General features: G+C 71.2%; 13 protein-coding genes. 5 read left to right on the plus strand and 8 right to left on the minus strand.

The features are described from left to right. Positions 1-740: ABC transporter permease (locus ABZY45_RS23065; RefSeq protein ID WP_356742537.1), on the plus strand; the 740-nt coding region annotated here is incomplete at its 5' end. Positions 741-884: 144 nt separating this feature from the next. Here ABZY45_RS23065 and ABZY45_RS23070 read toward each other — a convergent pair. Together ABZY45_RS23070 and ABZY45_RS23075 are read right to left on the minus strand one after the other, a co-directional pair. Continuing rightward, positions 885-1,646, minus strand: coding sequence for an IclR family transcriptional regulator (locus ABZY45_RS23070; protein ID WP_356742538.1), 762 nt, complete (start codon positions 1,644-1,646; stop codon positions 885-887). A gap of 242 nt (positions 1,647-1,888) precedes the next feature. Continuing rightward, complete coding sequence (locus ABZY45_RS23075) at positions 1,889-2,380, minus strand: GNAT family N-acetyltransferase (RefSeq protein ID WP_356742540.1); 492 nt, start codon at positions 2,378-2,380, stop codon at positions 1,889-1,891. 453 nt (positions 2,381-2,833) lie between these two features. Here ABZY45_RS23075 and ABZY45_RS23080 point away from each other — a divergent pair, with 453 nt between their 5' ends. From ABZY45_RS23080 to argB, 3 genes are all read left to right on the plus strand, one after another. Continuing rightward, positions 2,834-2,917, plus strand: a complete 84-nt coding sequence (locus tag ABZY45_RS23080; RefSeq protein WP_356742948.1) for a putative leader peptide — start codon at positions 2,834-2,836, stop codon at positions 2,915-2,917. A 326-nt stretch (positions 2,918-3,243) separates the two neighbouring features. Continuing rightward, positions 3,244-4,635 (plus strand): hypothetical protein, encoded by a 1,392-nt coding sequence (locus tag ABZY45_RS23085; RefSeq protein WP_356742950.1) that lies wholly within the window; start codon positions 3,244-3,246, stop codon positions 4,633-4,635. Positions 4,636-4,993: 358 nt separating this feature from the next. Next, entirely contained in the window at positions 4,994-5,977 is a 984-nt protein-coding gene (gene argB / locus ABZY45_RS23090) for an acetylglutamate kinase (protein ID WP_356742542.1), read from the plus strand. A 46-nt stretch (positions 5,978-6,023) separates the two neighbouring features. Here the strand turns inward: argB and ABZY45_RS23095 are convergent, their stop codons facing one another. Continuing rightward, positions 6,024-6,236, minus strand: a complete 213-nt coding sequence (locus tag ABZY45_RS23095) for an MbtH family protein (protein ID WP_356742544.1) — start codon at positions 6,234-6,236, stop codon at positions 6,024-6,026. Positions 6,237-6,587: 351 nt separating this feature from the next. Between ABZY45_RS23095 and ABZY45_RS23100 the strand changes: the two genes are divergently transcribed. Next, complete coding sequence (locus tag ABZY45_RS23100) at positions 6,588-7,679, plus strand: alpha/beta hydrolase-fold protein (RefSeq protein ID WP_356742546.1); 1,092 nt, start codon at positions 6,588-6,590, stop codon at positions 7,677-7,679. A gap of 63 nt (positions 7,680-7,742) precedes the next feature. On the opposite strand, the gene ABZY45_RS23105 is transcribed toward ABZY45_RS23100, so the two are convergent. The 5 genes from ABZY45_RS23105 to ABZY45_RS23125 form a co-directional block, all read right to left on the minus strand. Then, a complete protein-coding gene (locus ABZY45_RS23105; protein ID WP_356742548.1) occupies positions 7,743-9,443 on the minus strand; it encodes an ABC transporter ATP-binding protein in 1,701 nt (566 codons plus the stop codon). Further along, entirely contained in the window at positions 9,430-20,334 is a 10,905-nt protein-coding gene (locus tag ABZY45_RS23110) for an amino acid adenylation domain-containing protein (protein WP_356742550.1), read from the minus strand. Before ABZY45_RS23110 ends, ABZY45_RS23105 begins: the two co-directional genes overlap by 14 nt. Before the next feature lie 58 nt (positions 20,335-20,392). After that, positions 20,393-22,180, minus strand: a complete 1,788-nt coding sequence (locus ABZY45_RS23115) for an ABC transporter ATP-binding protein (RefSeq protein ID WP_356742552.1) — start codon at positions 22,178-22,180, stop codon at positions 20,393-20,395. Between the two features lie 43 nt (positions 22,181-22,223). Continuing rightward, positions 22,224-23,282: an iron-siderophore ABC transporter substrate-binding protein gene (locus tag ABZY45_RS23120; RefSeq protein ID WP_356742554.1), complete on the minus strand. Its 1,059-nt coding sequence runs from the start codon at positions 23,280-23,282 to the stop codon at positions 22,224-22,226. Positions 23,283-23,397: 115 nt separating this feature from the next. Then, positions 23,398-24,222 (minus strand): ABC transporter ATP-binding protein, encoded by an 825-nt coding sequence (locus ABZY45_RS23125; RefSeq protein WP_356742556.1) that lies wholly within the window; start codon positions 24,220-24,222, stop codon positions 23,398-23,400. Between the last annotated feature and the right edge of the window lie 51 nt (positions 24,223-24,273).

The following is a 24,273-nucleotide window of genomic DNA, read 5'->3' on the forward strand; positions in this document are numbered from 1 at the left end:
ACCTCCTGCACGCCCGGCGCTACCCCTCGCTCACCCTGAACCTGCTGCTCACCCCGGTCATGCTCCTGCTGCTCTTCGTCTACATCTTCGGCGACGTGATGAGTGCGGGCATCGGTGACGGCGGGGCGGACAGGTCCCAGTACCTCGCGTACATCGTCCCCGGCATCCTGCTGCTGACCATCGGTGGCACCACGATCGGCAGCGCGGTCTCCGTCGCCACGGACATGACCGAGGGCATCATCGCCCGCTTCCGTACGATGGCGATCCACCGCGGGTCGGTACTCATCGGACACGTCCTCGGCAGCGTCCTCCAGTGCGTGATGAGCGTGCTCCTCGTCGGTGCCGTCGCTGTCGCCATCGGATTCCGGGCCACGGACGCCACCGCCCTGGAGTGGATCCTCGCTGTCGGGCTCCTGGCCCTGGTATCCCTTGCACTGACCTGGATCGCCGTGGGAATGGGCCTGTCCAGCCCCAACGCCGAGGCGGCCAGCAACAGCGCGCTGCCGTTGATGATCCTGCCGCTGCTCTCCAGCGCCTTCGTGCCGGTCGACGCGATGCCGGGCTGGTTCCGGCCGATCGCCGAGTACCAGCCCTTCACCCCGGCCATCGAGACGCTGCGAGGCCTGCTGCTCGGCAGCGAGATCGGCCACAACGGGTGGCTCGCCGTCGCCTGGTGCCTGGCCCTGGCCGCGCTCGGCTACTTCTGGTCCAAGTCCTTGTTCGTTCGCGACCCGAAGTAGTTGACCAGGACCGGCGGACACCTCGGGACCGGTCCGCCTCGGGGCGGTGTACTCCGACACCTTGTCACCTTGTCACCTTGTCGGAGTACACCGCTTCCTCGCGTTTCCCGGAGGAACCTGCCGCACGGGCGCGGGTCCGCCGGTTCAGGCGGGCGGGTGCGGCAGGAGGCCGGCGGCCCTGCGCAACTCCACGGCATGCTGAGCCAGCACGGACGAGGTACCCCGGTCCGCCGGCATGGAAGCCATCAGGGCAAGCCTGTCACGCCAGCTGTTGCCCGCCAGCGGCACGGCGACGGCGTTCATCCCCTCCACCGATTCGCCCTCGCTGTCGGCTCGCCCCAACGTCCGGATGCGCACCAGCTCGGCGAGCAGCGCCGCCCGGGAGACAAGGGTCCGGCCGGTGACCCCGGGCAGCCGTTCCTCCGGGTAGAGGGCGCAGACCTGTTCGGTGGTGAGCTGAGCGAGAAGTACCTTGCCCGCCGAGGTGGCGTACGCGGGGTGGGTGCGGCCGGTGTCCAGGACAGCACGGACCGGGTGGGACGACTCCCGGCCGTCCGTGATGATCACTTGATCACCGATCAGGGCGGCGGTGCTGATGGTCTCCCCTGTCGCGGTGGCCGCCGCGTCCAGGACCACCTGGACGCGGTTCCTGATCTCGGGGCCATATCCGGCCGGGCGGCCCAGCGTGACCAGTTCGGGTCCCGCGGAGTAGCCACGGCCCGACGCGTCGCGCGTGGCGAAGCCACGTGCTTCCAGGGTGCTGAGCACACGGTGGGCCGTGGAGCGGGCGACCTCGAGTTCCCTGGCCGCCGCGCTGACAGACAGCGTGTCGTGGGTGAGGAAGAGGCGCATCAGACGCAGCCCGGTGTCCAGCGACTCGATGATGTAACTCTTGGCGTCGGCCACGGGGTCCGGTTCCTCTCGGTCGGGCAGGGTGCCGCGTCCGTGGGGCGGCACCCGGCACCACCCATGATCCCGGGCGGTCCGTACGGCGGAACAACCGCCGTCCACGGGCGCGCGGGCGCACGCAGGACGCAGGACGCAGACACGGGACGCGAACGGAAAGTTTCCCATTGGCCGCTGGGCATCCGCCCCACCGGCGGATCCTGCTGGGCACCGAAGTCACACCCCGACCGGGTCCCGGCGACCTACCACCGCACCCACGGCGTCTGCGGGTCCTGTTCCTGGGGTTTCCAGGAGTAGCGGACGTCCGGCTCATGTTCCTCATTGCGCAGTCCATCGGTGTGCTCGACTGCGATGAAGCCGTGCCGCTCGTAGAACCGTCGGGCTGGTCCGTTGACCTGGAACGTCCACAGGCCCAGTCCGTCGGGCCGCTGCTGCTTGGCCAAGTCCATGAACCGGTCGCCTACGCCCTGGCCGCGCCACGGCGGATCGAGGTAAAGCTGTTCGAGATCCTCGCCATTGAGGACCAGAAGCCCGACTACAGAGCCCTCCGCAATGGCTACCCAGGTCTCGTACTGTGGCACGACCACATAGGTAAACCAGTCCCGCACCTCATCGTCACCATGCGCGCGACGCACGGTCGGCAGCGCAGCGGTGAAAGAACGCAGCCACACATCGGCTATGTCGGCCGCATCAGAGTCATCCGCACGCCGAAACACAAGATCGTCACTGTTCACAGCGAGCGACTCTCGCAGACGAGTACGCCTGACGCCTCTGGATTTCTCCACCGAACCAGACGATCCGGTGAACCTGTGCGGTCAGAGCACCAGCATCGGCCCATGACCAGCGGCCACGAGGACCAGGCGAGGCGAGAGCCGGGTTCCCCCACGTCCGCTGGGCTCTCACCACGCTCGACTCCGTTCCGGGACGCGGGTGTCACGGAGAACTGCTCCAGACGGCGGGGCCTTTCGCTGCGCCAGGTGCAGGCGGGGGCCCGCTGTGTACTGGACGCGGGTGGGGCCGCCACGGCCGCCGGGGCGGCCGCGCTCGCGAACAGCGCACCCCGCAAGGAGCCCGGCAGCCGGCAGAGCGACGGAACGCCTGACGCGGACCACACCTGGGACAACGGCGATCCACCTGCTGGTACGCGCTCTTGACGCTCCGTCAGCGCACCTGCTTGGATCACGCGCATGAAGCGCTGCCAGGATCTCACGCGACGACGACACGTCGATCTCGTGCGTACCGCCGGCGCGCTCTGTCTTCACGCCGGCTGACGGCGCGGGCGGGCCTCTTCGTGCCCGCCCCATGACGACGCCCCGGGCGTTCTCACCCCCGGGTCCGATCCGCTCCGGGCCGTCGTAGCCGTGTGCCGCCCCTGAGTCGGCTTGGCCCAGCTCGCCGCCTCCGTGCTCGCATCGCCCCTGGTCGTGCCGAGGTCGCCCGCGCAGCCCAGCAGTTGGCCACTCGGCGCACTGTCCTGTCCTGCCCAGCCCTTTCTCGCCCTTCCCCTGCCGAAAGGACCGTCTCCGTGTCCCGTTCCCCCGGCCGCCGCCGGACCACCCGCTGGAAGCCCGTCGGCGCCCTCCTCGCGGCCCTCGTGATGAGCTGCGCGGGTTCCGCCTCGGCCGCATCGCCCGCCTCCTACGGCCCGACGCCACCGCACAACCCCTACGCGGGCCCCGACGGCACCGCCACCATGCATGGGGACACGGGATCGTCCGACACCACGCCGCTGTCCGGTCCGGGTGCGGGCACCCTCGGGTCCTCGCGCACCGCGCTCGCCTCGGCCTGCCCCACCGTACTTATCGGGTCGGACGGCTATCCCGTCGCGCTGTGCACCCCCATCTTCGGCCAGGTGCCCACGGTGCATCTGCTCGATCCGCAGGACAACTCCTCACTGACCACGTTGAAACTGACCAAGGGCTCGCTGCTGGGCGGGGTGTACGCGTACATCGACCACCAGGACCGGCTGGTCGTGGCGGACGGCAGCCGCAGCCTGCTCCGCGTAGGGCATCACCGGGACAGCGCGGGCGACTGGAGTCTGACGGTCGACCGCAGCCTGTCCCTCGCCTCCGTCATACCGGAGGACGACGCGGTCACCGGTCTGGCGCCGGACTGGAAGGGACGCGTGTGGTTCGCCACCGGTCGTGGTGTGGTGGGCACCGCTGACGACTCCACCGGGACGGTGAAGACGCTCACCCTGCCGGCGGGCGAGCGTGTCGCGAACAGCATCTCCACGGCTCCCGAGGGAACGGCGGTCACGACCACCCACGCCACCTACCTGCTGGACACCGAGGACGGCACCCCGAGAATCGTCTGGCGCAAGGCCTACGACCGGGGCACCGCCCGTAAACCCGGCCTTCTCAGCTGGGGCAGCGGATCGACCCCGACGTTCTTCGGGCCGGGGACGGGGACGGAGTACGTCACCATCGTCGACAACGCCGACTCCACGGCGAACCTGAAGGTCTACCGCACCGCCGACGGCTCGGACGTCTGCACGGTCCCGGTGCTCCGGGCGGCCAACGGTCCCGGCAGCGAGAACTCCCCCGTGGGGGTCGGACGCAGTGTCTTCGTGGCGGGCACCTACGGATACCCCTACCCCGCGGTCCCCGAGGGGGCAGGGACCAGCGTGCCCGCCTCCGCGGACTTCGCCGGCGGTCTGTCACGGGTGGACGTACGGGCGGACGGCACCGGCTGCTCGCTGATCTGGGACAACGCCTTGCGCTCGGCCGCCGTACCGAAGCTGTCCACGGCCGACGGGCTCCTCCACACCGTGGTGCGCGACCCGTTGATCCCGGGCACCAAGGGAACGAGCCTGCTCGACCCGTTCCGCTACGTGCAGATCGACCCCGCGAACGGACAGGTCACCCGCTCCGGGAAGGTCGGCGTGGGGTCGCTGTACGACACCCTCCAGATGGCGGGCACGATCGCCCGGGACGGCGCCTATCTGCAGGGCACGGTGACCGGCGTACTGCGCATCACCGCGCAGTGATCACGCGTGGCGGGCAGGGACCCCCCTGCCCGCCACCCGCGCCCCCTCTCCTTGCGGGCAACTCCCCCTGCGGGGAAGCGCCTTGCGCTCATTTAGGTTAGGCTCAGCTAAGTAAATCCGAGGCGAGCTGGAGACGTGCACGGGCGCGTCACAGTCACCTCGGCACCTTGCCGTGTTCGCGGGGCGGTGACCAGCTGATCATCTGCGGGGAGCACGCTCGCCTCGGCATCCCGCTCGGGTCCGCGTGACACACCCGACCCGGCGGACCGGGGCGAGGCGATGAGGGCGTGACCGCACACCGGCGGCATCAGGCGCACTCGGGCGGCGCAACGCACCCGCGGACGGGATGGGGAGAGAGATGGGACTGGCCGACACGAAACGCACCGCAGCGAATCCGGACCCCGCTGCCACCGCTTCACGTCGGCCGGAACGGACGCGCAGCGGCACGGTCGTGGTGAAGTTCGGCGGCAACGCCATGGTGGACGCGAGCCTGCAGCAGATCTTCGCCGACGACGTGGTGCGGTTGTGGCATGCCGGTCTGCGGCCTGTCGTCGTGCACGGGGGCGGCCCGCAGATCAACTCGATGCTGGGCCGCCTCGGCCTGGAGACCCGTTTCGAAGCGGGCCTGAGGGTGACCACTCCGGAGACCATGGACGTGGTGCGCATGGTGCTGACGGGCAGGGTCCAGCGCGAACTGGTCGGTCACATCAACCGCCACGGCCCCTTCGCGGTGGGCATGACGGGCGAGGACGCGCACACGATGACGGCGGTACGGCGGCAGGCCCGGGTGGACGGCCGCGCCGTGGACATCGGGCTGGTCGGTGACGTCGTGGATGTGAAACCCGGCATGCTTCGCACGCTCCTCGACCAGGGGCACATCCCGGTGGTCTCCCCCGTGGCCCGTGGTGAGGACGGACACGTCTACAACGTCAACGCCGATCTGGCCGCCTCCGCCCTGGCCGTGGCCCTCGGCGCCGAGCGGCTCGTGATGCTGACCGACGTGGAGGGCGTGTACGCGGACTGGCCGCGCAGCACGGCAGTGATCGAGCGCCTGACGTCGGACGCCGTCCAGAGGATGCTGCCGGACCTGACGAGCGGGATGCTGCCCAAGATGGAGGGCTGCCTGCGTGCCGTCCGGGGCGGAGTACGTCAGGCCCACGTGCTCGACGGCCGGGTGCCGCACGCGGTCCTGCGCGGTGTCCTCGACGGGAGCAGCCCCGGCACCACCGTGGTGCTCGGCGACAGCTTCACGGAGCCGGGGCGGGGACGCGCGCCGCTCAGCGGGTCCGAGGGGCCCTTCGACGGCGTCCCCGGCCGCGCCGTCGCGGGCGCCACACCGTAGCGGCGGACCGGACCGCGCCACCGCGGCGCGGCCGTTAGCCGCAGGGTCAGGCGTCCATCGACCGGGCGAGCGAGCGGGGACGCAGATCGGTCCACCGCGCTTCGATGTAGTCCAGGCACGCCTCGCGCGTGTTCTCGTCGAGGACGGTGGTCCAGCCCCCCGGCACGTCGGCGAAGGACGGCCAGAGCGAGTGCTGGCCCTCGTCGTTCACCAGGACCAGGAAGCGGCCTTCGGGGTCGTCGAACGGGTTGGTGCTCATCCGGCAGTTCCTCCTCGGGTCCGACGGGGCCTGGACGGCCTCGTCAGGGTGTACGTCGGTGCGTCGGCAGCCCCGTCCCGGGCGGGTGCGGGACCGGCACGCCGAGGGTGCGGCGGCCCCGTCCGGACGGTGGATCGGGGATGGAAGAGAGGGCGACGATTAGGTTAGGCTCGCCTAATCTAACGCGAGCTTAGCCTTTCAACTTGCCGCTCACAAGGAGACGTTCATGCCACGCGTGATGGAACGGGTCTGCCCCCCGGACGGCGGCGGGAAAGGGTCGGCCGGCAGGCCGTACCGCGGCCACGCCACCCGCCCGGCAGGCAGGCCGTGACCGGGCAGGCACCCGGCTTGATGTCGGGCGCCGAGAACGTCTTCGCCGCGTACGGGCTCCAAGGCACACCGGGGACCGAGGCGTTCTGGGCTGCGGTGGGGGCACCGGCGTCGGTCCCCGCCGGGGACGGCGGCCGGCTGACCTTGTTCCTCTGGCGCGGGTCGTCCGCGTACATCGACTTCGAGAGCTGGTCTCCCCCGGTGCCCCTGCGCCGGTGGTCCGGCACGGACTGCTGGTACGCCGAGGTGCGCATGCCCGCGCGGCTGCGGGTGACGTACCGGTTCGTCGCCGGCGACGGGGCGTACGCCGACCCGTTCAACCCGGCCGGTGCCGGCGGTGACCGCTCCATCGCCACGACGCCGGGACTGCCGCCGCAGCCGCACTGGCCCGCCATCGGCGCGGACGACGTCCTCCCCGTCCCGCGCACCCGTATCCGCTGGGCGAGCGAACGGCTCGGGGGCCGCCGTACCGTGCGCGTCCACCCCGCGGGCGGCGGCGGGCCGGTCGTCCTGCTGCTCGACGGCGACGACTGGCTCCATCTCCATCCGGCGACGGCGGCGTTCGACTCGGCGGTGGCCTGCGGTGACATGCCCGCAGTGACCCTCGTCTTCCTCCCGGCCAAGGACAGGGAGGCCGAGTTCGCGTGCGCGCCCGGTCTCTGGGAGGCGGTGTGCGACGAACTGCCGCCCCTGGTCGCTGAGTCGGGAGTGCCCGCCGACTGGGAACGCCTGGTGGTCGCCGGGCAGAGCCTCGGCGGGCTCAGCGCCATGTACGCGGCCCTGGAGTTCCCGGACGTGGTGTCCCGGCTCGCCCTCCAGTCTCCGGCGTTCTGGTGGGAGCCCGGGGCGCCGGGGAAGCCCGATCCGCTGGGCGGCCCGGCGGGCGGGGCCCTCGCCGCACGTCTGCGCCGGCGCCCCGACCTGTCCCACCTGCGGGTCGCCTTCGACGTGGGCGAGCACGAGACGCGCATGCTGCCGCACTGCGAGGCGGCCGAGGCGCTCGCCGCTCAGGCCGGTGCGACCGTGCGGGTCTCCCGGTCGCCCTCGGACCACGACCGGGCCGGATGGCGTCACGCCCTGCTGAGGGACGTCGCCTGGGCACTGGAGCGGTAGAGCGTCCCTCCCGGTCATGCCGGGCTCGCGTGCCCCGGCCTGATCCGGACGGGGAACCCCAGGTCACCTGGCCACGGCCCGGCAGTAGTCCGCGTCGGAGGCGAGGAGATCGCGATGGGTGCCCTCGGCGGCGACGACGCCGTCGTCCAGTACGAGGACCCGGTCGGCGGCGTCCAGGAGCGCCGGACTGCTGGTCATCACGACGGTGGTCCGGCCGCGCCGCAGCTTCGCGATGTTGCGTGCGATGAGCTGTTCGGTGACCGCGTCGACGGCCGTCGTCGGGTCGCGCAGGACGAGGATCTCGGAGTCGGCGGCGAGGGCCCGGGCCAGGGAGAGCCGTTGCCGCTGGCCTCCGGAGAGGTTCGCCCCGCGGTCCCGGACCGCGTGGTCGAGCCCTTCACGGTGCAGGGCGACCACATCGGTCAGCAGTGACGCCTCGACGGCTTCCGGGACGATACGGCTGGTGCCCGACGGGTCGATGTTGGTGCGGAGCGTGCCTTCGAAGATCTCCGCGTCGTAGGGGTTCACCAGCACGTGCGCGCGATGCGCCTCCATCGACAGGTCCGCGATCTCCCGGCCTCCGACCCGCACCGTCCCCCCGTACGCCCGCGGCGGGATGTTCATCCCCAGGATCGACGCCAAATCCGCCGCCGCACGCGGCTGGTAGGCCGCGATCGCCACGAACTCGCCCGCCCCCACCTGGAACTTCAGCTCCCGCAGCGACCCGTACCGTACGCCGTCGATCTCCAGGTCCCCGCCCTCGCCCGGCTTCTCGGAGCCCGGCTCCGTGAGGGGCGGCGCCGTCAGCACCAGTGCCATGCGTTCCGCCGACGCGCGCGCCATCATGATGTACTTCGGCATCTCCGAGAACATCTTGAGGGGCTCCATGATGAACTGGGCCAGCCCCACGGCCATGACGAGCTCACCGATGGTGATCCGGCCTTCGTAAGCCAGCCACCCCGCCGTCAGGGTCACGGCGGCGGCGAGAACCGCGTTGAGAGCCAGGGCGGTTCCGGCGTACACACCGTTCACCTTGGCGACGGTGACCGCCTGGTGCTTCGCCTCCGTGCTGACCTTCCGGTAGGACCGGAACGCCGCGTGGTTGCCGCCGAAGCCGTGCAGCGGTCGCAGGCCGGTGATCAGGTCGGCGACCTTGGCGCCCGCGCGCGCCACCCTGGCCTGCTGTTCGCGGGTGCTCGAACCGATCCGCCGGGACATCACGCTCAGGACCGAGAGGATCGCGACGGTCCCCACGACGACCAGCAGGCCGAGCCGGACGTCGGCCAGCCCCAGCGCGACCGACGCGACCACCACGGCGACCAGCGAGCTCACCAGGAGTGGCACCACCTCGACGATGTCGGCGGTCTGGTCGGCGTCCTCGGTGGCGATGGTCAGCACCTCGCCGGACTTCAGGTCGACGTCCCTGGCCACCGGCTGGAGCCCGCAGGCCGCGACCCGCACCCTCCAGCGGTGCGCCTCGGTCGTGTTGGCCTTCTGCAGGACGCGCATCCCGAACCGCCACGACAACGAGACGGTCGTGATGATCACGGCCAGCCCGGCGATCGACAGGCCGAGCGAGCCGAGGCTGCGCTCGCGCATGGTGTTCTCGACGATCAGGCCGAGCGCGATGGGGAAGGCGGTCTCCCCCGCCTGGTAGAGACCCATGAGGACGGTGCCCCGGACCACCGCGCCGGCGTTGCGGCGCAGGGCGGTCCGGAGGATGTCGGCCCCGGGTCGGGGCCGCTTCGTGTCAGGAGTTGTCATCAAGATGGCGGGCAATCGCTTCCGGGGTTCGAAGGGTGAGCAGATCACGGATGGTGATCACAGGACCGTACTCCCGGCGGAGCAGCCCGATCAGGCGCACCGCCAGCATGGAGTGCCCTCCCAGGGACACGAAGTCGCTGACCGCGCTCACCTCGTCGTCGTCGAGGTCGAGAGCCTCGGCGAAGAACTCGCAGACCACCGCCTCCGTCCCGGTCTCCGGGGCGCGCTCCCCCACCGTGGTGAGCACGCCCAGAGGTTTGGCCTCGGGGAGGGCCTTCGTGTCGGCCTTGCCGTTCACGGTCAGCGGGATGCGGTCGACCTGGGCGTAGTGCGTCGGGCGCAGGAAGTCCGGCAGCCCGGCACCCGCCTCGGCGGCGACGGTGGCCAGGTCGGAGCCGCTCAGCACGAGGTAGGCGGCCAGCCTGTACGCTCCGTCGACCTGTGGGTCGGGCTGGGCCACGGCGGCGGCGAACCGCACTGCCGGATGGGCCGCGAACACGGCCTCCACCTCGCCCGGTTCGACCCGGTGGCCACGGATCTTGACCTGCTGGTCGGTGCGGCCGAGGTACATGAGATTCCCGTCCGCCCGCCGCACGACCAGATCGCCTGTGCGGTACATACGCTCGCCGGGGGCGCCGAACGGGCACGCGACGAAGCGGTGCGCGGTCTGGGCGGGCTGCCCGAGATAGCCGCGCGCGATGCCGATGCCCGCGACGTACAGCTCACCCGGCACGCCGTCCGGCAGCGGCCTCAGCCACGGGTCGAGCACGTACACGTCGGTGTTGTCGATGGCCACCCCCACCACCGGGTCCTGGCATTCGAAGGTGCCGACGCCCAGGGTGTTGATGGTGTACTCGGTGGGCCCGTACAGGTTGTAGCCGGCTGTCCCCTCGGTCTCGGCGAGCCGCTGCCAGAGCCCCGGGGTGACGGCCTCCCCGCCCAGCAGCACCAGCGCGGGCCGCCGCTCGGGGTCGTCGAGCAGCCCTTCGGCGACGAGCTGCTGCGCGTAGGTCGGGGTCACGTTGATGACGTCGATCCTGTGCTCGGCGCAGTAGTCGACGAGCCGGGGTGCGTCGCGGCGCAGTTCCTCGTCGCAGATGTGCACCTCATGGCCGTCGGCGAGCCAGAGGAGCTCCTCCCACGACATGTCGAACGCGAAGGACACCGTATGCGCGATCCGGAACACGCGGTGCCCGTGGTCCGCCAGCACCGGCTCGAAGATGCGTCGCTGATGGTTGATCAGCATGTTGGTGAGCCCGGCGTATTCGGTCACCACCCCCTTGGGCTTGCCGGTCGATCCGGAGGTGTAGATCGTGTACGCGGGGTGCCGCAGCCGGTCGGGAGAGTCCGGCTCGAACGTCACGAACGGCTCGGCCCGCGGCAGAGGACGGTCGAGTTCGATCAGGTCGCCGGTCAGCCGGTGTGCCACGGAGCTCACGGTGAGGATCACGTCCGGGCGCGCGCCGTCGACGATCGAGGCGATCCGCTCGTCCGGGTGGTCCAGTTCCAGCGGTACGTACGCCGCCCCGACCCGCAGTACGGCGAAGAGCGCCACGATCGAGTCGAGGGAGCGGGGGACGGCGATGCCCACGGTCCGCTCCGGGCCGATTCCACGTCCGGCGAGCACGCCCGCCACGGCGCGGCTGCGGTCCCGGAGCTGTGCGAAGGTCATGACCGATCCATGGGCGACGAGGGCCACCCGCTGAGGGTCGCGGTCCGCCGCCACGTCGAACCGGTCGACGACCGTGTCCGTGCCGATGCCGGTGCGTTCCCCGGGTTCCGGGACCGGTGCGAGACCGGGCAGGGCGCCGACCGGCCCACTGGCCCGGGCCAGGTCGTCCAGGACTCGCAGGTAGTCGTCGACGAGCTTGCGGGCCTTCCCCGCGTCGCCGTCGCGGTACTCCAGCTTGACCGTCAGCCGGTCGCCGGGGGTGACCACCCAGGTGAACGGGTAGTGCGTCGAGTCGTCCGCCTTCACCGAGGTGATGCCGTGTCTGGCGTTCATCTCGGCGAAGGCGTCCATGTCCAGGAAGTTCTGGAGCACGAAGAGGTTGTCGAAGAGGTTGTCGTGCCCCCCGGCCCGCTGGATCTCCCCCAGTCCCAGGTGTTCGTGTTCCATCGCGTCGACCCTGGCCGTCTGCACGGCCGACAGGTAGGCCCCGACCGAGTCGTCCGGCCGGGCCCGCGTCCACATCGGCACGGTGTTGAGGAGCACGCCGACGATGCCGGAGAGTCCCTCTCCCTCTCTGCCGGAGACCGTCACGCCGAACACCGCGTCGCTGCGGCCCGTGTGCGCGCCCAGCAGGAGACCGAGGGCTCCGGTCAGCACCGAGTTCAGCGTGACGCCGTGCGCCCTGGCCGCTTCCCGCACCAGGTCCGACTGTTCGGCGGACAGCGTGTGGACGAGTGCGCGCGGAAGCTCGTCCGGGAAGGACGGCCGCTCCCCGGCCAGCAGCGTGGGGCCGCTGAGGCCGGCCAGGTGGTCCGCCCAGAAGCGCTCCGAGGCGGCGTCGTCCTTGGCGGCCAGGGTCCGGGCGTGGTCCTCGAAGCTGGGGAGCGCCGGGGATGCGTCCAGTTCCTCGCCGGCGAGGAGGGCCCGGTACGCGTCGAAGAGGTCCCGCAGCAGGATCTCGCGGGACCAGCCGTCCCACAGCAACAGGTGGTAGCTCAGCAGCAGACCGTCACGTCCGCCGGGGAGCCGTACGACGGTCAGCCGGATCAGCGGCGGTTCGCCCGGGTCGAACCCCGTGTCGCGGTCCCGGGAGCGCAGGGCGTCGACCTCCGTGTCCGTGGAGAGCCGGACCGTACGGACGTCGACCCGCCGGCCCGGACTGAGCACCTGGACGGGATTTCCGTGGTCGTCGGTGGTGAAGCCCGCACCCACGGCCGGGTGCCGGGCGATCACGTACGCCATCGCCTCGGCCAGCGCGTCGGCGTCCAGGCGCCGGTCGAAGGAGAAGTAGCTCTGCGCGACGTAGTGGCCCGCCGGGCCGGCCATCTGGGCCTGGAAGAACAGGCCGCGCTGGAGCGGGGTCACCGGTGCCGTGCGCTCGGCGGTGGTGGAGGCGTCCGCGAGGCGTTCCAGCGCGCTCCGCCAGTGCTCGGTCACCTCGTCGGGGATGCCGTCGGCGAGCGTGAAGGCCGCATGCAGGCCACCGGTGGTCTCGTCGGTCCAGGCGTTGACCTCGACGGCGTACGGGCTGCCCTGGTCGCCGCCGGTGATGCGCGGGGCCTGGGTCTCGCCGCCCCGGCCCAGATAGTTGAACAGCACCTGGGGGCGGATGGTCAGCAGCGGGGCGGTCTGCGGGTTGAGGTGGCGCAGCTGGCCGTAGGCGAGATGCCCGAGCTCGTCGGGCTGGCGCTCGACGAGCTCGCGTGCCGCCGCCACGGGGTCGGTGTGCGCGGTGAGGCGCACGGGGGCGATGGAGGTGAACCAGCCGACCGTACGCGTGTAGTCGTGGCCCTCCCGTACCGGGACCCGGCCGTGCCGCTCCAGATCGATCGCGAGATCGGTGGGCATGGTCTGGATCCGGGTGAGCGCGGTGCGCAGCGCACCGCAGAGGAGCTCGGTCGGTCCGATGCCGAGGACGGCGGGCGCGGTGCGGGTCAGGCGGTCGCTCACCTCGGGCGGGAGGACGACCGTCGTCTCGCGCAGGTTCCCGGGTTCGGGGAGCAGGGGGGGCGCCTGGAGGGTGGTGATCCAGTGCCCGAGGCTCTCGGTGACGTGTCCGGACCGCGTGCTCAGGGCTTCGGCGTACGCGGCGTAGGGCGTGGTCGGCGCCGGCGGCGTCGCCCCGCGCATCGCGGCGGCGAGGTCGTCCAGCAGGATCAGCCAGGAGACCGCGTCGACGGCCAGGTGGTGCGCGGTGACCACGAGGGTCCGGCCGGCTTCCAGCCAGGTGAAGGCGATGACGTCGCCGGACTCCGGATCGAGTCGGCCGGCGGCCTCGTTCGCGGCGGTGGCGGCATCGGCCGTGTCCGGGCTGCGGACCACGGTGACCTTGCGGGCCGGTTCGGTGCGCAGTGCCCAGACCCCGTGCGTCGTGTGCAGTCGCAGCCGCAGCGCCGGGTGTGCCGCCACGACCGCGTTCGCGGCGCGTTCGGCGTCGGCAAAGCCCGTGCCCTCGGCCGCCACCAGGGTCCTGGCCTGGGCGAACCGGGCGAGCGATCCGCCCAGTTCCCGCTGGCGCAGGATGATCGGTGTGGGCGTCAGCGGCCCGTCCTCGCGGACGGGTTCGGGGGCCGTGTCCTGCGGTGCGTGGGTCGCCTGCTGTCCGGCGAGCGCCCGCGGTGTCCTGAGGAGGAACACGTCGCGGGGCGTGATCCGCAGTCCGAGAGCCCGGGCCCGGTTGATCACGGTGATGGCGACGATGCTGTCGCCGCCGGCCATGAAGAAGTCGGTGTCGGCGTCCACGGTGGCGGAGCCCGGCAGGGCGTCGGCGAAGATGCCTACGAGCGCGTCGAGCGCGTCGTCGCCGGCGGTGGTGGCGGTGGGCTGGCTGACGTCCTGTGCGGCGCGCTCGGTCAGGGCCTTACGGTCCAGCTTGCCGTTGACGGTCAGCGGCAGGGCATCCACCGTCAGCACCCGGCCGGGCACCATGTGCACGGGCAGCTTCGCGGACAGGACGGCCGTGAGGTCGCCGGGCACGCGGCCCACGAGGTGGGCGACGAGAAGGTCTCCCTCGGGTGCCACGGTGACGGCCACGTCGACCACACCGTCGAGCCCGCGGATCGCGGACTCGACCTCGCCCAGTTCGATACGGAAGCCCTTGAGCTGTACCTGGTCGTCGGCGCGCCCGGTGAACTCCAGCTCGCCGCCCAGCGTGCGGCGGGCCAGGTCGCCTGTGTGGTACATCCGTGAGCCGTCCCCGGTGAACGGGTTCGCCACGAACCGGCCGGCGGTCAGCCCCGGCCTGCCCAAGTAGCCGAGCGACACCTGGTCGCCCGCCACATAGATGGCGCCGACCTGGCCTGGCGGCACGGGTCGCAGCCGGTCGTCGAGCACGTAGGTGACCAGACCCGGCAGCGGGCCGCCGATCGGGCTGACGCCGGCGTAGAAGTCCTCATCGGTGAGCACCCGGTGGGTGACGTGGACGGTGGTCTCGGTGATGCCGTACATGTTGACCAGTTCGGGAGAACCGGTGCCGTGCCGCTCGACCCAGCCGCGCAGCCGAGCGAGGTCCAGCGTCTCGCCACCGAAGATGACGCGGCGCAGAGCGGTGAGGGGCTCACCGGCGTGCCGGTCGGCCTCGATGAACCGGTAGAAGGCCGAGGGGGTCTGGTTGAGGACGGTCACCCCGCGCTCGCGGACCAGGCGGTGGAAGTCCACCGGGGAGCGGGTGAGGCCGTAGTCGGGAACGAGCAGCTCGGCGCCGTTGGTGAGCGCGCCCCACAGCTCCCAGACGGCGAAGTCGAAGGAATAGGAGTGGAACTGGACCCAGACGTCGTGCGGTCCGAAGTCCATGAGGGGCTGTGTCTCGGCGAGCAGCGTCACGACGCTGGAGTGCGGGACGACGACGCCCTTGGGCCTGCCGGTCGAGCCGGACGTGTAGATGACGTAGGCGGGGTCGTGCCACCCGGCCTCGGGCACGGCTGCGGACGGCGCCGGTTCGTCGTGCAGGGTGGGCTCCTCGCCGGCCACGAGCACGCGCGCCGGCAGCCCGCACCGGTCGAGCAGCGCCGTGAACCGGTCCCGCTCCCCCGGATCCACGAGAACCACCTGCGGGGCGGAGTCGGTGAGGATGTACTCCAGCCGTTCGTCCGGGTAGGCCAGATCCAGCGGTACGTAGGCGGCGCCCGCGCTGACGACGGCGATCAGGGCGACGACCTGGTCCAGGGAGCGGGGCACGGCGACGGCGACCCGCCGGCCCGGTCCGGCTCCAGCGGCGCGCAGGGTCTCGGCCAGTTCGTTCTTCGCGTCCGCCAGCTCGGCGTACGTCAGCGAGCTGGTCCCGCCGTCGAGGGCGCACAGGGTGACGGCGAGGGAGTCCGGGCCGCGCTCCGCGGCGGTGTCGAACAGCCGGTCCAACGTCGTCGGGGTGACCTGCCCGTGCTCCGGGGCGGGGCCTGGCGCCAGCTCGTCGACGTGGGCGTCCGGCCGGGTGAGCAGAGCGTCGAGGGCCGAGGTGAACGTGCGCAGGATGGCCTGGGCGCCCGCCTCGCGCAGCAGGGCGGCGTCGTAGATCAGGTTGAAGCGCGGACGGCCCTCGGGGTCGCGCTCGACCACCAGGGTGAGGGGGTAGTGGGGAGCGCCCTCGTTCACCAGGCCGGTGATCACCACTTCGTCGTCCGGTCCCCGCAACTCTTCCAGGTCGGTCGCGACGTCGAAGACCACGAGGGTGTCGAAGAGGGATCCGCCGTCGGCCCGGCGGCCGATCCTCGCCAGCGAGACGTGCTGGTGCGGGAGCACGGCGCTCTGGTGCTCCCGCACGGAGGCGAGCAGTTCACGCGCCGTGGTGCCGGCACCCCAACGGGCGCGCACGGGGATGGTGTTGATGAACAGGCCCACCATGTCCCCGATGCCGGGCACCTCCGCGTCACGCCCCGAGACGGTCGAGCCGAACACCACGTCGGTGGTGTGCAGAATGCCGCCGAGCGCCACCGCCCAGGCGCTGTGAACGGCGACGCTCAGGGGGACACCCGCGGACCGTGCGCCCGCGTCGATGTCGTCCGCCGGTACCACGGCGGTCTCCGCGAACCGGTCGGAGGGGGTGTGTCCGTCCGCGACCAGCGAGGGGCCGGGCAGCCCGTCGAGCTGTTCGCGCCACACCCGGTCGCTCTCGTCCTCGTCGAGGCCGGCGAGCCATCGCACGTAGTCCGGGAATCCGCCGAGCGGGTACAGGCTTCCCGGCGCGTGGTACTCGGCGAGCAGCGTGCGCAGCATCGGCGGTACCGACCAGCCGTCAGCGATGATGTGGTGGACGGTCTGGACGAGGACGTTGCGCCCCGCTCCCGCCCGGATGAGCGTGTACCGCATCAACGGCCCTTCGGCCAGGTCGAATCCGGCACGACGGTCCCGCTCGGCGTGTTCGCGTATCTCCGCATCGGTGATTCCGGGGCGGTCCAGGATGGTGAAGGGAGCCGTCGTGCCGCTCTCCAGGACGGAGACCACACGGCCGTCGGTGAGCGCGACGAACCTCGCCGCGAGGTTCGGGCAGAGGGTGAGCAGCCGGGTCGCCGCCGCGGCGAGGCGGTCCGCGTCCACCTCGCCCTCCAGCGTCAGCAGTTGCTGCTCGACGTAGCTGCCCTGTGAGTCGTCGTCGAAGACGGAGTGGAAGTACAGGCCCTCCTGCAGGGGGGTCAGGGGCAGGATGTCGCGCAGGTCCGGTCCGTCAAGGGCGTCGACGTCGGCCTGGGTGAGCCGCACGAGGCCGAAGTCGCTGGGAGAGTGGCCGCCTTCCTCCAGCGCGGCCAAGCCGGTCAGGGCCTCCTGGAGGTATGCGCCGAGGGCGGTGATGTCCTCCTCGGTGAACATGCCGTCGGGCCAGGAGATGGTGGTGACCAGCTCGTACTCGCCGTTCGGCGCGGGTTCGGCGATCGCGTTGAACTCCAGGGCGCGGGGCAGACGCATCCGCGCGTCGCGCCGCTCGCCGAGCTGGCCCGTGGCGCCGGCGAACTGCCAGTCCCCTGCGGTGCCCGAGTCGAAGCGCCCCAGGTAGTTGAAGAGGACCTGTGGAGCCGGGGCCTCGAAGGCGGCACCGGCCAGGTACCGGAGGACGCCGTACGACAGGCCGTTGCCCGGGACCCGGGCGAGGTCGTCCTTGACCGCCTTCAGCGCGGCGGCCAGATGGGCCGGCGCGGTGGGGTCGGGCGCCGCGCCCGGGTCCACCACGACGGGGAACAGTGTGGTGAACCAGCCCACCGTCCGCGACAGCTCGGGCTCGAACCCGGCGGCCTCCGCCACGAACCGCCCTTCGCGGCCGTGCCCCTCGAGTTCGATGTGCGCGAAGGTCTGGTCCTGCCCGAGGTCGCGGCGCCACCGCGCGAGGGCGACGGCCAGCCCGGTCAGCAGTACGTCGTTGACCCGGGCGTGGAACTTCGCCGGTATCTCGCCCAGCAGTGCGGCCGTGGCCTCGTGGCCGACCGTCACAATCCTGATCCGCTCCTGTGCCACGGTGTCGGTGGGGGACGGCGCGCGCCGCCCCACCGGAAGGTCCGGGCCCGGCAGAGGTCGCCGGTAGAAGGCGTGGTCCGCCGCGAACTCGGTGCTCTCCAGGAGTTGGCTCCAGCGCCTGAAGGACGTCCCCACAGGGGGAAGCTGCACCGGGGCGCCGGAGGCGTACTGCCGCCACGCCGTGGCCAGGTCCTCCATCAGGATGCGCCAGGACACGCCGTCGATCACCACATGGTGGGCCACGAGCACCAGTTGTCGGGCCCGGCGGCGCCAGACGGCGCGCAGCATCACACCGGCGTCCGGGTCCAGGCCCTCGGCGGCGAGTTCGGCGCACGCGTCGGGCGGCAGGTCGCTCTCCTGCCACTCGGCGACGGCCCGGTCCGTGTCGGGGATGTCGAAGCTCCACCGGTCGCCACGCACCAGCCTGGCGCGCAGCATGTGGTGCCGCTCGATGAGGGCGGTGAGGATCCGGTCGAGGGCGTCCGTGGTGAGGTCCGCGGGTGTGTTCAGCACGACCGACTGCACGAAGCCGTCGATCGCGTCCGTCGTCTCACCGAGCCACTGCACGATGGGCGATCCCACGACGGGGCCGGCCGGCGTGTCACCGGTCTCGCCGGCGGGGGCGTCCTCGCGGCTCGCGACCGCGGCCAGCGCGCCGACGACACTGTTGGCGAAGATCTGCCGTGCCGTGACGTGGAGCCCCGCCTCGCGCAGTGCGCTCAGCAGCGAGATCGCCAGGATGCTGTCTCCGCCGAGCCGGAAGAAGTCCTGGTCGACGCCGACCTCCTCCAGCCGCAGTACCGACGCGACCGTGGCGCACACCAGGCGCTCGTTCTCCGTGGTGGGCGCGACGAGCGTGCCTGTTCCCGTACGGGGTTCCGGCAGCGCGGCACGGTCGAGCTTGCCGTTGGCGGTCAGGGGGAACTCGTCGAGCACGACCACATGGGCGGGCACCATGTACTCCACCATGTGCCCGGCGGCCCACGTCTTGACCTCGTCCCCCGTCAGGTCCTCGCTGCCGGCGGCCGGAATCACGTATCCCACCAGGTAGGTGCCGCCCGCCGAGTTCTTCTTCGCGACGACGCAGGTGTGCCGTACGGAGGGGTGCTCCGCGAGACCCACCTCGACGTCCTCGATCTCCAGCCGCATGCCGCGGATCTTGATCTGGTTGTCCGCGCGGCCGAGGAAGTCCAGCGATCCGTCCGGGGCGAACCGTGCGAGGTCGCCTGTGCGGTAGAGCCGGGATCCGTCTCCCGCGAAGGGGTTCGCGACGAACCGGGACGCCGTCAGCCCGGGTGCGTTCACGTATCCGCGTCCCAGGAGGAACCCTCCCACGTACAGCTCTCCCCCTACACCGACCGGGACCGGGCGCAGCTCGTCGTCCAGCACGTACAGCTGGGTGTTGGGGTTGGCCTTGCCTATGGATGTCGACAGGCGCTCGGCCTCGCCCCGGTAGATGACGTGCGATACGCCGATGGTCGTCTCGGCCGGACCGTAGCCGTGGTACATGGGGATGCCGAGCCGGGTGCGGAACCGCTCGTACAGTTCGGGCGTCAGCACCTCGCCGCCGCACCACACGTGCCGCAGACTGTCCAGCCGGCCGGAGTCGCCCGCCATCTCCAGCAGTACGTCGAGCATGGACGACACCAGGTACGTGAAGGTGACGCGCTGCTCGGCCAACACGCTCAGCAGATGCTGCGGATCGCGTTCACCGCCGGGCCGCAGGACCACGAGCCTGCCGCCGCAGACCAGCGGCAGGAAGATCTCGTTGATGGAGATGTCGAAGGACAGCGGGGCCTTGAAGAGTGAGGCGTCGTCGTGGCCGAAGCCCAGGATCTCGTCGACCTGCCAGAGCAGACGCTCGCTGATCGCCTCGTGGCGGATCATCGCGCCCTTGGGCCGTCCCGTCGAGCCGGACGTGAAGATCACATAGGCCAGGGCGTTCCCGCCCACGGTGATCTCCGGTGCCACGACGGGCTGGGAACCGAAACTCCAGTCGCCGAGGTCCACGGGGACGGCCTCGGGTTCGTTCGGGTCGTGTTCGCCCGACTCGTTGAGCTGGAGCACCACCCGCGCGTCCTGGATGACGACGGCGCGGCGTGCGGCCGGCCACTGCGGGTCGAGGGGGACGAAGGCGCACCCGGCCTGGAGCACGCCGAGCAGGCCGATGACCATGTCAGCGGAGCGGCTCAGGGAGATGCCGACGACCTCTTCGGCGGTGAGCCCGCCGGCGACCAGGTGATGTGCCAACTGGGCTGACAATTCCGCAGCTTGACGGTACGTCAGCGAACGCTTCCCGTCGACGACGGCGACTGCGTCCGGTCGGAGGCGCGCCTGCTCGCGGAACATCTCCATGATGGTGGGGCGGACGCGATCGGCCTCGGTGTCGTTCCACCGTGTCAGTGCCTCGATGCGCGCCTCGGGGCTGGAGGGCCCGATGGTGCCGACCGGCCGGTCGGGGAAGTCCGCCAGGTCGTCCAGCGCGAGTTGCGCGTCGGCCGGTTCCACGCCTTCCGGGACGGTGATGCTCCGCCCGTCAGCTCCGACGGGCCAGTCACCGGGAGCGCCGCCGCCGTTCGCGACCCAACCCAGTACGTCGGCGAACAGCGTGCCCGGGGTCAGTTCCAGGCCCTCGGGACCGCGCCCCGTCGCCCAGTAGGCCAGCCCGACGGCGCATGCCTGGGCGATGGCCCGGTCTGAGTGGTCGCCGGTACGCCTGCGTACGCCGGCCAGACTCGTGGGAGAAAGCAGCACGAGGCGAGCGCTCGGATCCACCATCGGAGACTCAACGTCCTTCCAGCGTATGGGAGTGGGCTCGCACCCGACTCGGACTTGATCAACTGCCCTCGCGCCAGGCCCGCCACAGACGTGCGTACCGGCCGCCGAGGGCGACCAGTTCGTCGTGCGTTCCCTGCTCCACGACACGTCCGGCGTCCAGGACCGCGATCCGGTCGGCCGCCATCGCCTGGGTCAGGCGATGGGCGACGAAGAGCGTGGTCCTGTCCGCGCAGGCGGCGAGTACGGACTTCTCCAGCTCGGCGGCGCCTTCGCTGCCCGCCTCCGCGGTCGACTCGTCGAGCACCACCACCGGTGCCCGCGTCAGCACCAGCCGGGCGAGGGCGATCTGGGCCACCTTCGTGACGTCCAGCCGTTCCCCACCTTCGCCGACCATGGTGTTCAGGCCGTCGGGCAGCGCCTCGACCCAGCCGTCGGCGCCCACGGTGCGCAGGGCCTCGGCCAGTTCCGCGTCGGTCGCTCCCGGCGCCGCCAGCCGCAGGTCGTCGGCGAGCGGACCGGAGAAGACATGGGTCTCCTGGGTCAGGATGCTCACCAGCGCCCGCGCCCCGGCCTCGTCCAGTCCCGCGAGGTCGTTCGGGCCGATGCGCACCGTCCCGGCCTGCGGGGACCCGATGCCCGCGATCAGCGCGGCCAGGGTGGACTTGCCCGCGCCCGTCGCCCCGACCAGGGCGAGGGAGCCTCCGGCCGGGATCGTCAGGCTGACGTCTTGCAGGACCGGCACGTCGGAGCCGGGATAAGTGAAGGTCAGCCCCTCGACCACGACCGGGTACGGCACGGCGTCCGCCCTCGCCACGGAAGCGTCGCCCACCAGCCGGTCCTCGGCCTCCTCACCCAGGACCCCGACCAGCCTGGTCAGGCTCGCGCCGGACTTCTGGGCCTCGTCGAAGGTGAACATGATGGCGCCCAGGGGGGTGAACAGCCGGTGGAACATGAGGGGGGCCGCCGACACCTCTCCGAGGCTCGCGGCGTCGGCCTCCAGCAGGGCGTACCCGACGACGAGGATCAGCACCAGCCCGATGAACTCGGCGCGGTTCTCCCTGCCGACGAACCGGCCGAAGATCCGGAAGACATCGATCCCGAGTTCCCGCACGCGCCAGGACCTGTCGGTTACCTTCTCCCGGAAGTCGTCCTCGAGCCGGTAGGCCCGGACGGTGTCTATCCCGTTCAGACCGCTGATGAGCGCCTGCGCACGGTCGGCCTGGGCCGCCCGCTGCTTCTGGTAGAGCGGGGCGGACCGGGGCAGATACCAGCGCAGGGCCAGCGCGTACGCGGGGAGCGCACCGGCGCCGGCCAGGCCGAGCCGCCAGTCCAGTCCGAACATGCCGATCGTGGCGATGGCGACGAGCACGCCCGCCGAGAAGACCGTGGGGATGGCCGTGCGGATGCCTCTGGACAGCACGGCGACGTCGTCACCGACGCGGGAGAGCACATCTCCCCGGCCGACCTGCTCGATCCGTGCGCTCGGCATCCCCAGCACCGCCCGCACGGCGCCTTCACGGAGCCGCGCGAGCAGGTCGGCGCCCAGCCGTCCGATGAGATACGTCGACACCGCGGTGGCCCCCGCGCCGAGCAGCGCGGCGGCCCCCATCAGGATCCCGATCGTGACCAGGACCGAGCGCCCCTCGCCCTGGACCACGCCGTCGACCACCTGGCCGAGCAGGAGTACGGGGAGCACCTGGAGGGTGGCCCCGGCCACCGTGCTGAGCACGGTGGCCGCGGTCAGCCACGGCACTTCGCGGCAGCGCGCGGCGACCCATCCGACGGCCTCGCCCCCCTCCGCCGTGCGCAGGGTTGCCGGAGCGACGCGCGTGTCGGTGCCGCTCACTCAGGGACCGGTCCGGGCCGGCGACGGGACAGGCGGCCCGGCTTCACTGCTCGACCGACTTGACGAGCTCGTCGATCGCGTACGGCAGGGAGAGCAGGGTGCCCTGGGACATGGCCGCGCCGACCGCGGGGCCTTCGCTGTCCAGCAGGTAGGAGACCTTCCCCTCCTTGGCCGCGGTCAGGTTGGCGAAGAGCTCGAACTTCTTCAGCGCCTCCTGGTCAGCCTTGTCGTTGATGACGAAGATGCGGTCGACGTCGATAAGGTCCATGCGCTCGGGGGAGAGCTGGGTGTAGAACTTGCCGTCGGCGATCTCGTCGATCTTGGTCGTGCCCTTGAAGCCGATGCCCGTCACCAGACGTCCGCGTACGTCGGTGGTGGTGAACGGTGCGACCGAGTCCTCGTACCAGGAGAGCGCGACGGCGGTCTGGTCGGCGAACTCCGGATGGGCCTCAGCGGCGGCGTCGAGCTTGTCCTGAATGCCCTTCACCAGCGCGGCGCCCTCGTCCTCCTTGCCGAGCGCCTTGGCGATGTGCACCGCGTTGTCCTGCCACGGTGCGCTGAAGAGTTCCTTCTCGGCCTTGGTGCGGCCCACGGTCGGGGCGATCTTCGACAGCTTGTCGTAGGCGGCCTGGTCGATCTCGGAGTAGACCGCGACGATGAGGTCGGGGCGCAGCGAGGCGATCTTCTCGTAGTTGGGGCCGGCGTCCCCGTTGCTCATGACGACCTCGGGGCGCGTGTCACCCCACTTGTCCTTCACCCAGGGCCACTGGGTGTTGATGTCGGGGGACCTGCCCGCCGGGTTGGGGTACTGGTCCACCATGCCGACGGGCTTGATGCCGAGCGCCAAAATGGCCTGGTCGTCGGTGTAGCCGACGGACACGACCCGCTGGGGAGCCTTGGTGATCTCGGTCGATCCGAACGCGTGCTCCATGGTGACGGGGAAGGCGCCGGCTTCCGAGGCCGGGGCGGTCGCCTTGTCGCTCGCCCCGTCCTCCGCATCGGAACCGCATCCCGCGAGGAGGCCGACGCCGAGGGTCACGGCCGACAGTGTCGCGGCCACCCGCCGCCATGGCTTCAGAAACGTCGTTCTCTGGAAAAGCATCCGAAATCCCCTGCTTTCGCGCCGTTCGCTGCACCCCGTCCGAGGGCAGCCAAACCTTACCCAAGGGAGATGAGGTTAGCCTAGCCTAACTGGTTCAAATTCCGTACGGAAAACCTCAGTTGAGATGAACGTGCGTACGTCCTATCGGCACGATCAGCGGGCGGTCACCCACCGGGTCGTCGATCACCTTGGCCCGGAGCCCGAATGCCTCCTGCAGCAACTCCGCCGTGATCACGTCGCGCGGGTGCCCCTGAGCGAGGATCTCCCCCGCTCGCATCACGACGAGATTGTCGCTGTACCGGGTGGCCAGGTTGAGGTCGTGGAGCACCATCACCACGGTGCGGCCCGACTCGTGCAGGTCGTCCACCAGGTCGAGTACGTCGATCGCGTGCGCCAGGTCCAGATAGGTGGTCGGCTCGTCCAGCAGCAGGAGGTCGGTTCCCTGCGCAAGCGTCATCGATATCCAGACGCGCTGGCGCTGGCCGCCCGACAGTGAGTCGACAGGACGGTCGGCCAGCTCCGAGACCCCTGTCATGGCGAGCGCGCGCTCCACGACGGAGGCGTCGTCGGAGGACCACTGCCGCAGCCAGCTCTGGTGCGGATGGCGCCCCCGCGCGACGAGGTCGGCCACCGTCAGCCCCTCCGGCGCGACCGGGGCCTGCGGGAGCAGGCCGAGTTTCTTCGCCACCTCCCTGGTCCTGAGCGTGACGATGTCCGCGCCGTCCAGGACGACCGAGCCGCCGGTCGGCTTGAGCAGTCGTGTCAGGGTGCGCAGCAGCGTGGATTTCCCGCAGCCGTTGGGACCGATGATCGTCGTGATCAGACCTGGCGGGATCGCGACGTCGAGACCGTCGATGACGGTCCGGCCGCCGTACCCGACCGACACTCCCCTGGCTTCGAGCCGTGGGGCGTCGTCGGCCGGGAATCCGGTCCTGGTCATGCGCTGAGCCGCCACGGGCCCCCCTCGTCCGGGTTGTCCATCGAGTGCTTC

The sequence above is a fragment of the Streptomyces sp. NPDC006516 genome (assembly GCF_040611875.1).
Taxonomy (GTDB): Bacteria; Actinomycetota; Actinomycetes; order Streptomycetales; family Streptomycetaceae; genus Streptomyces.

Bases quoted from the DNA above. Each gene is read 5' to 3' on its own strand.
- ABZY45_RS23080 (WP_356742948.1), top strand. From the start codon at position 2,834: ATGAAGCGCTGCCAGGATCTCACGCGACGACGACACGTCGATCTCGTG.
- ABZY45_RS23085 (WP_356742950.1), top strand. From the start codon at position 3,244: ATGAGCTGCGCGGGTTCCGCCTCGGCCGCATCGCCCGCCTCCTACGGC.
- argB (WP_356742542.1), top strand. From the start codon at position 4,994: ATGGGACTGGCCGACACGAAACGCACCGCAGCGAATCCGGACCCCGCT.
- ABZY45_RS23095 (WP_356742544.1), bottom strand. From the start codon at position 6,236: ATGAGCACCAACCCGTTCGACGACCCCGAAGGCCGCTTCCTGGTCCTG.
- ABZY45_RS23100 (WP_356742546.1), top strand. From the start codon at position 6,588: ATGTCGGGCGCCGAGAACGTCTTCGCCGCGTACGGGCTCCAAGGCACA.
- ABZY45_RS23105 (WP_356742548.1), bottom strand. From the start codon at position 9,443: ATGACAACTCCTGACACGAAGCGGCCCCGACCCGGGGCCGACATCCTC.
- ABZY45_RS23110 (WP_356742550.1), bottom strand. From the start codon at position 20,334: ATGGTGGATCCGAGCGCTCGCCTCGTGCTGCTTTCTCCCACGAGTCTG.
- ABZY45_RS23120 (WP_356742554.1), bottom strand. From the start codon at position 23,282: ATGCTTTTCCAGAGAACGACGTTTCTGAAGCCATGGCGGCGGGTGGCC.
- ABZY45_RS23125 (WP_356742556.1), bottom strand. From the start codon at position 24,222: ATGACCAGGACCGGATTCCCGGCCGACGACGCCCCACGGCTCGAAGCC.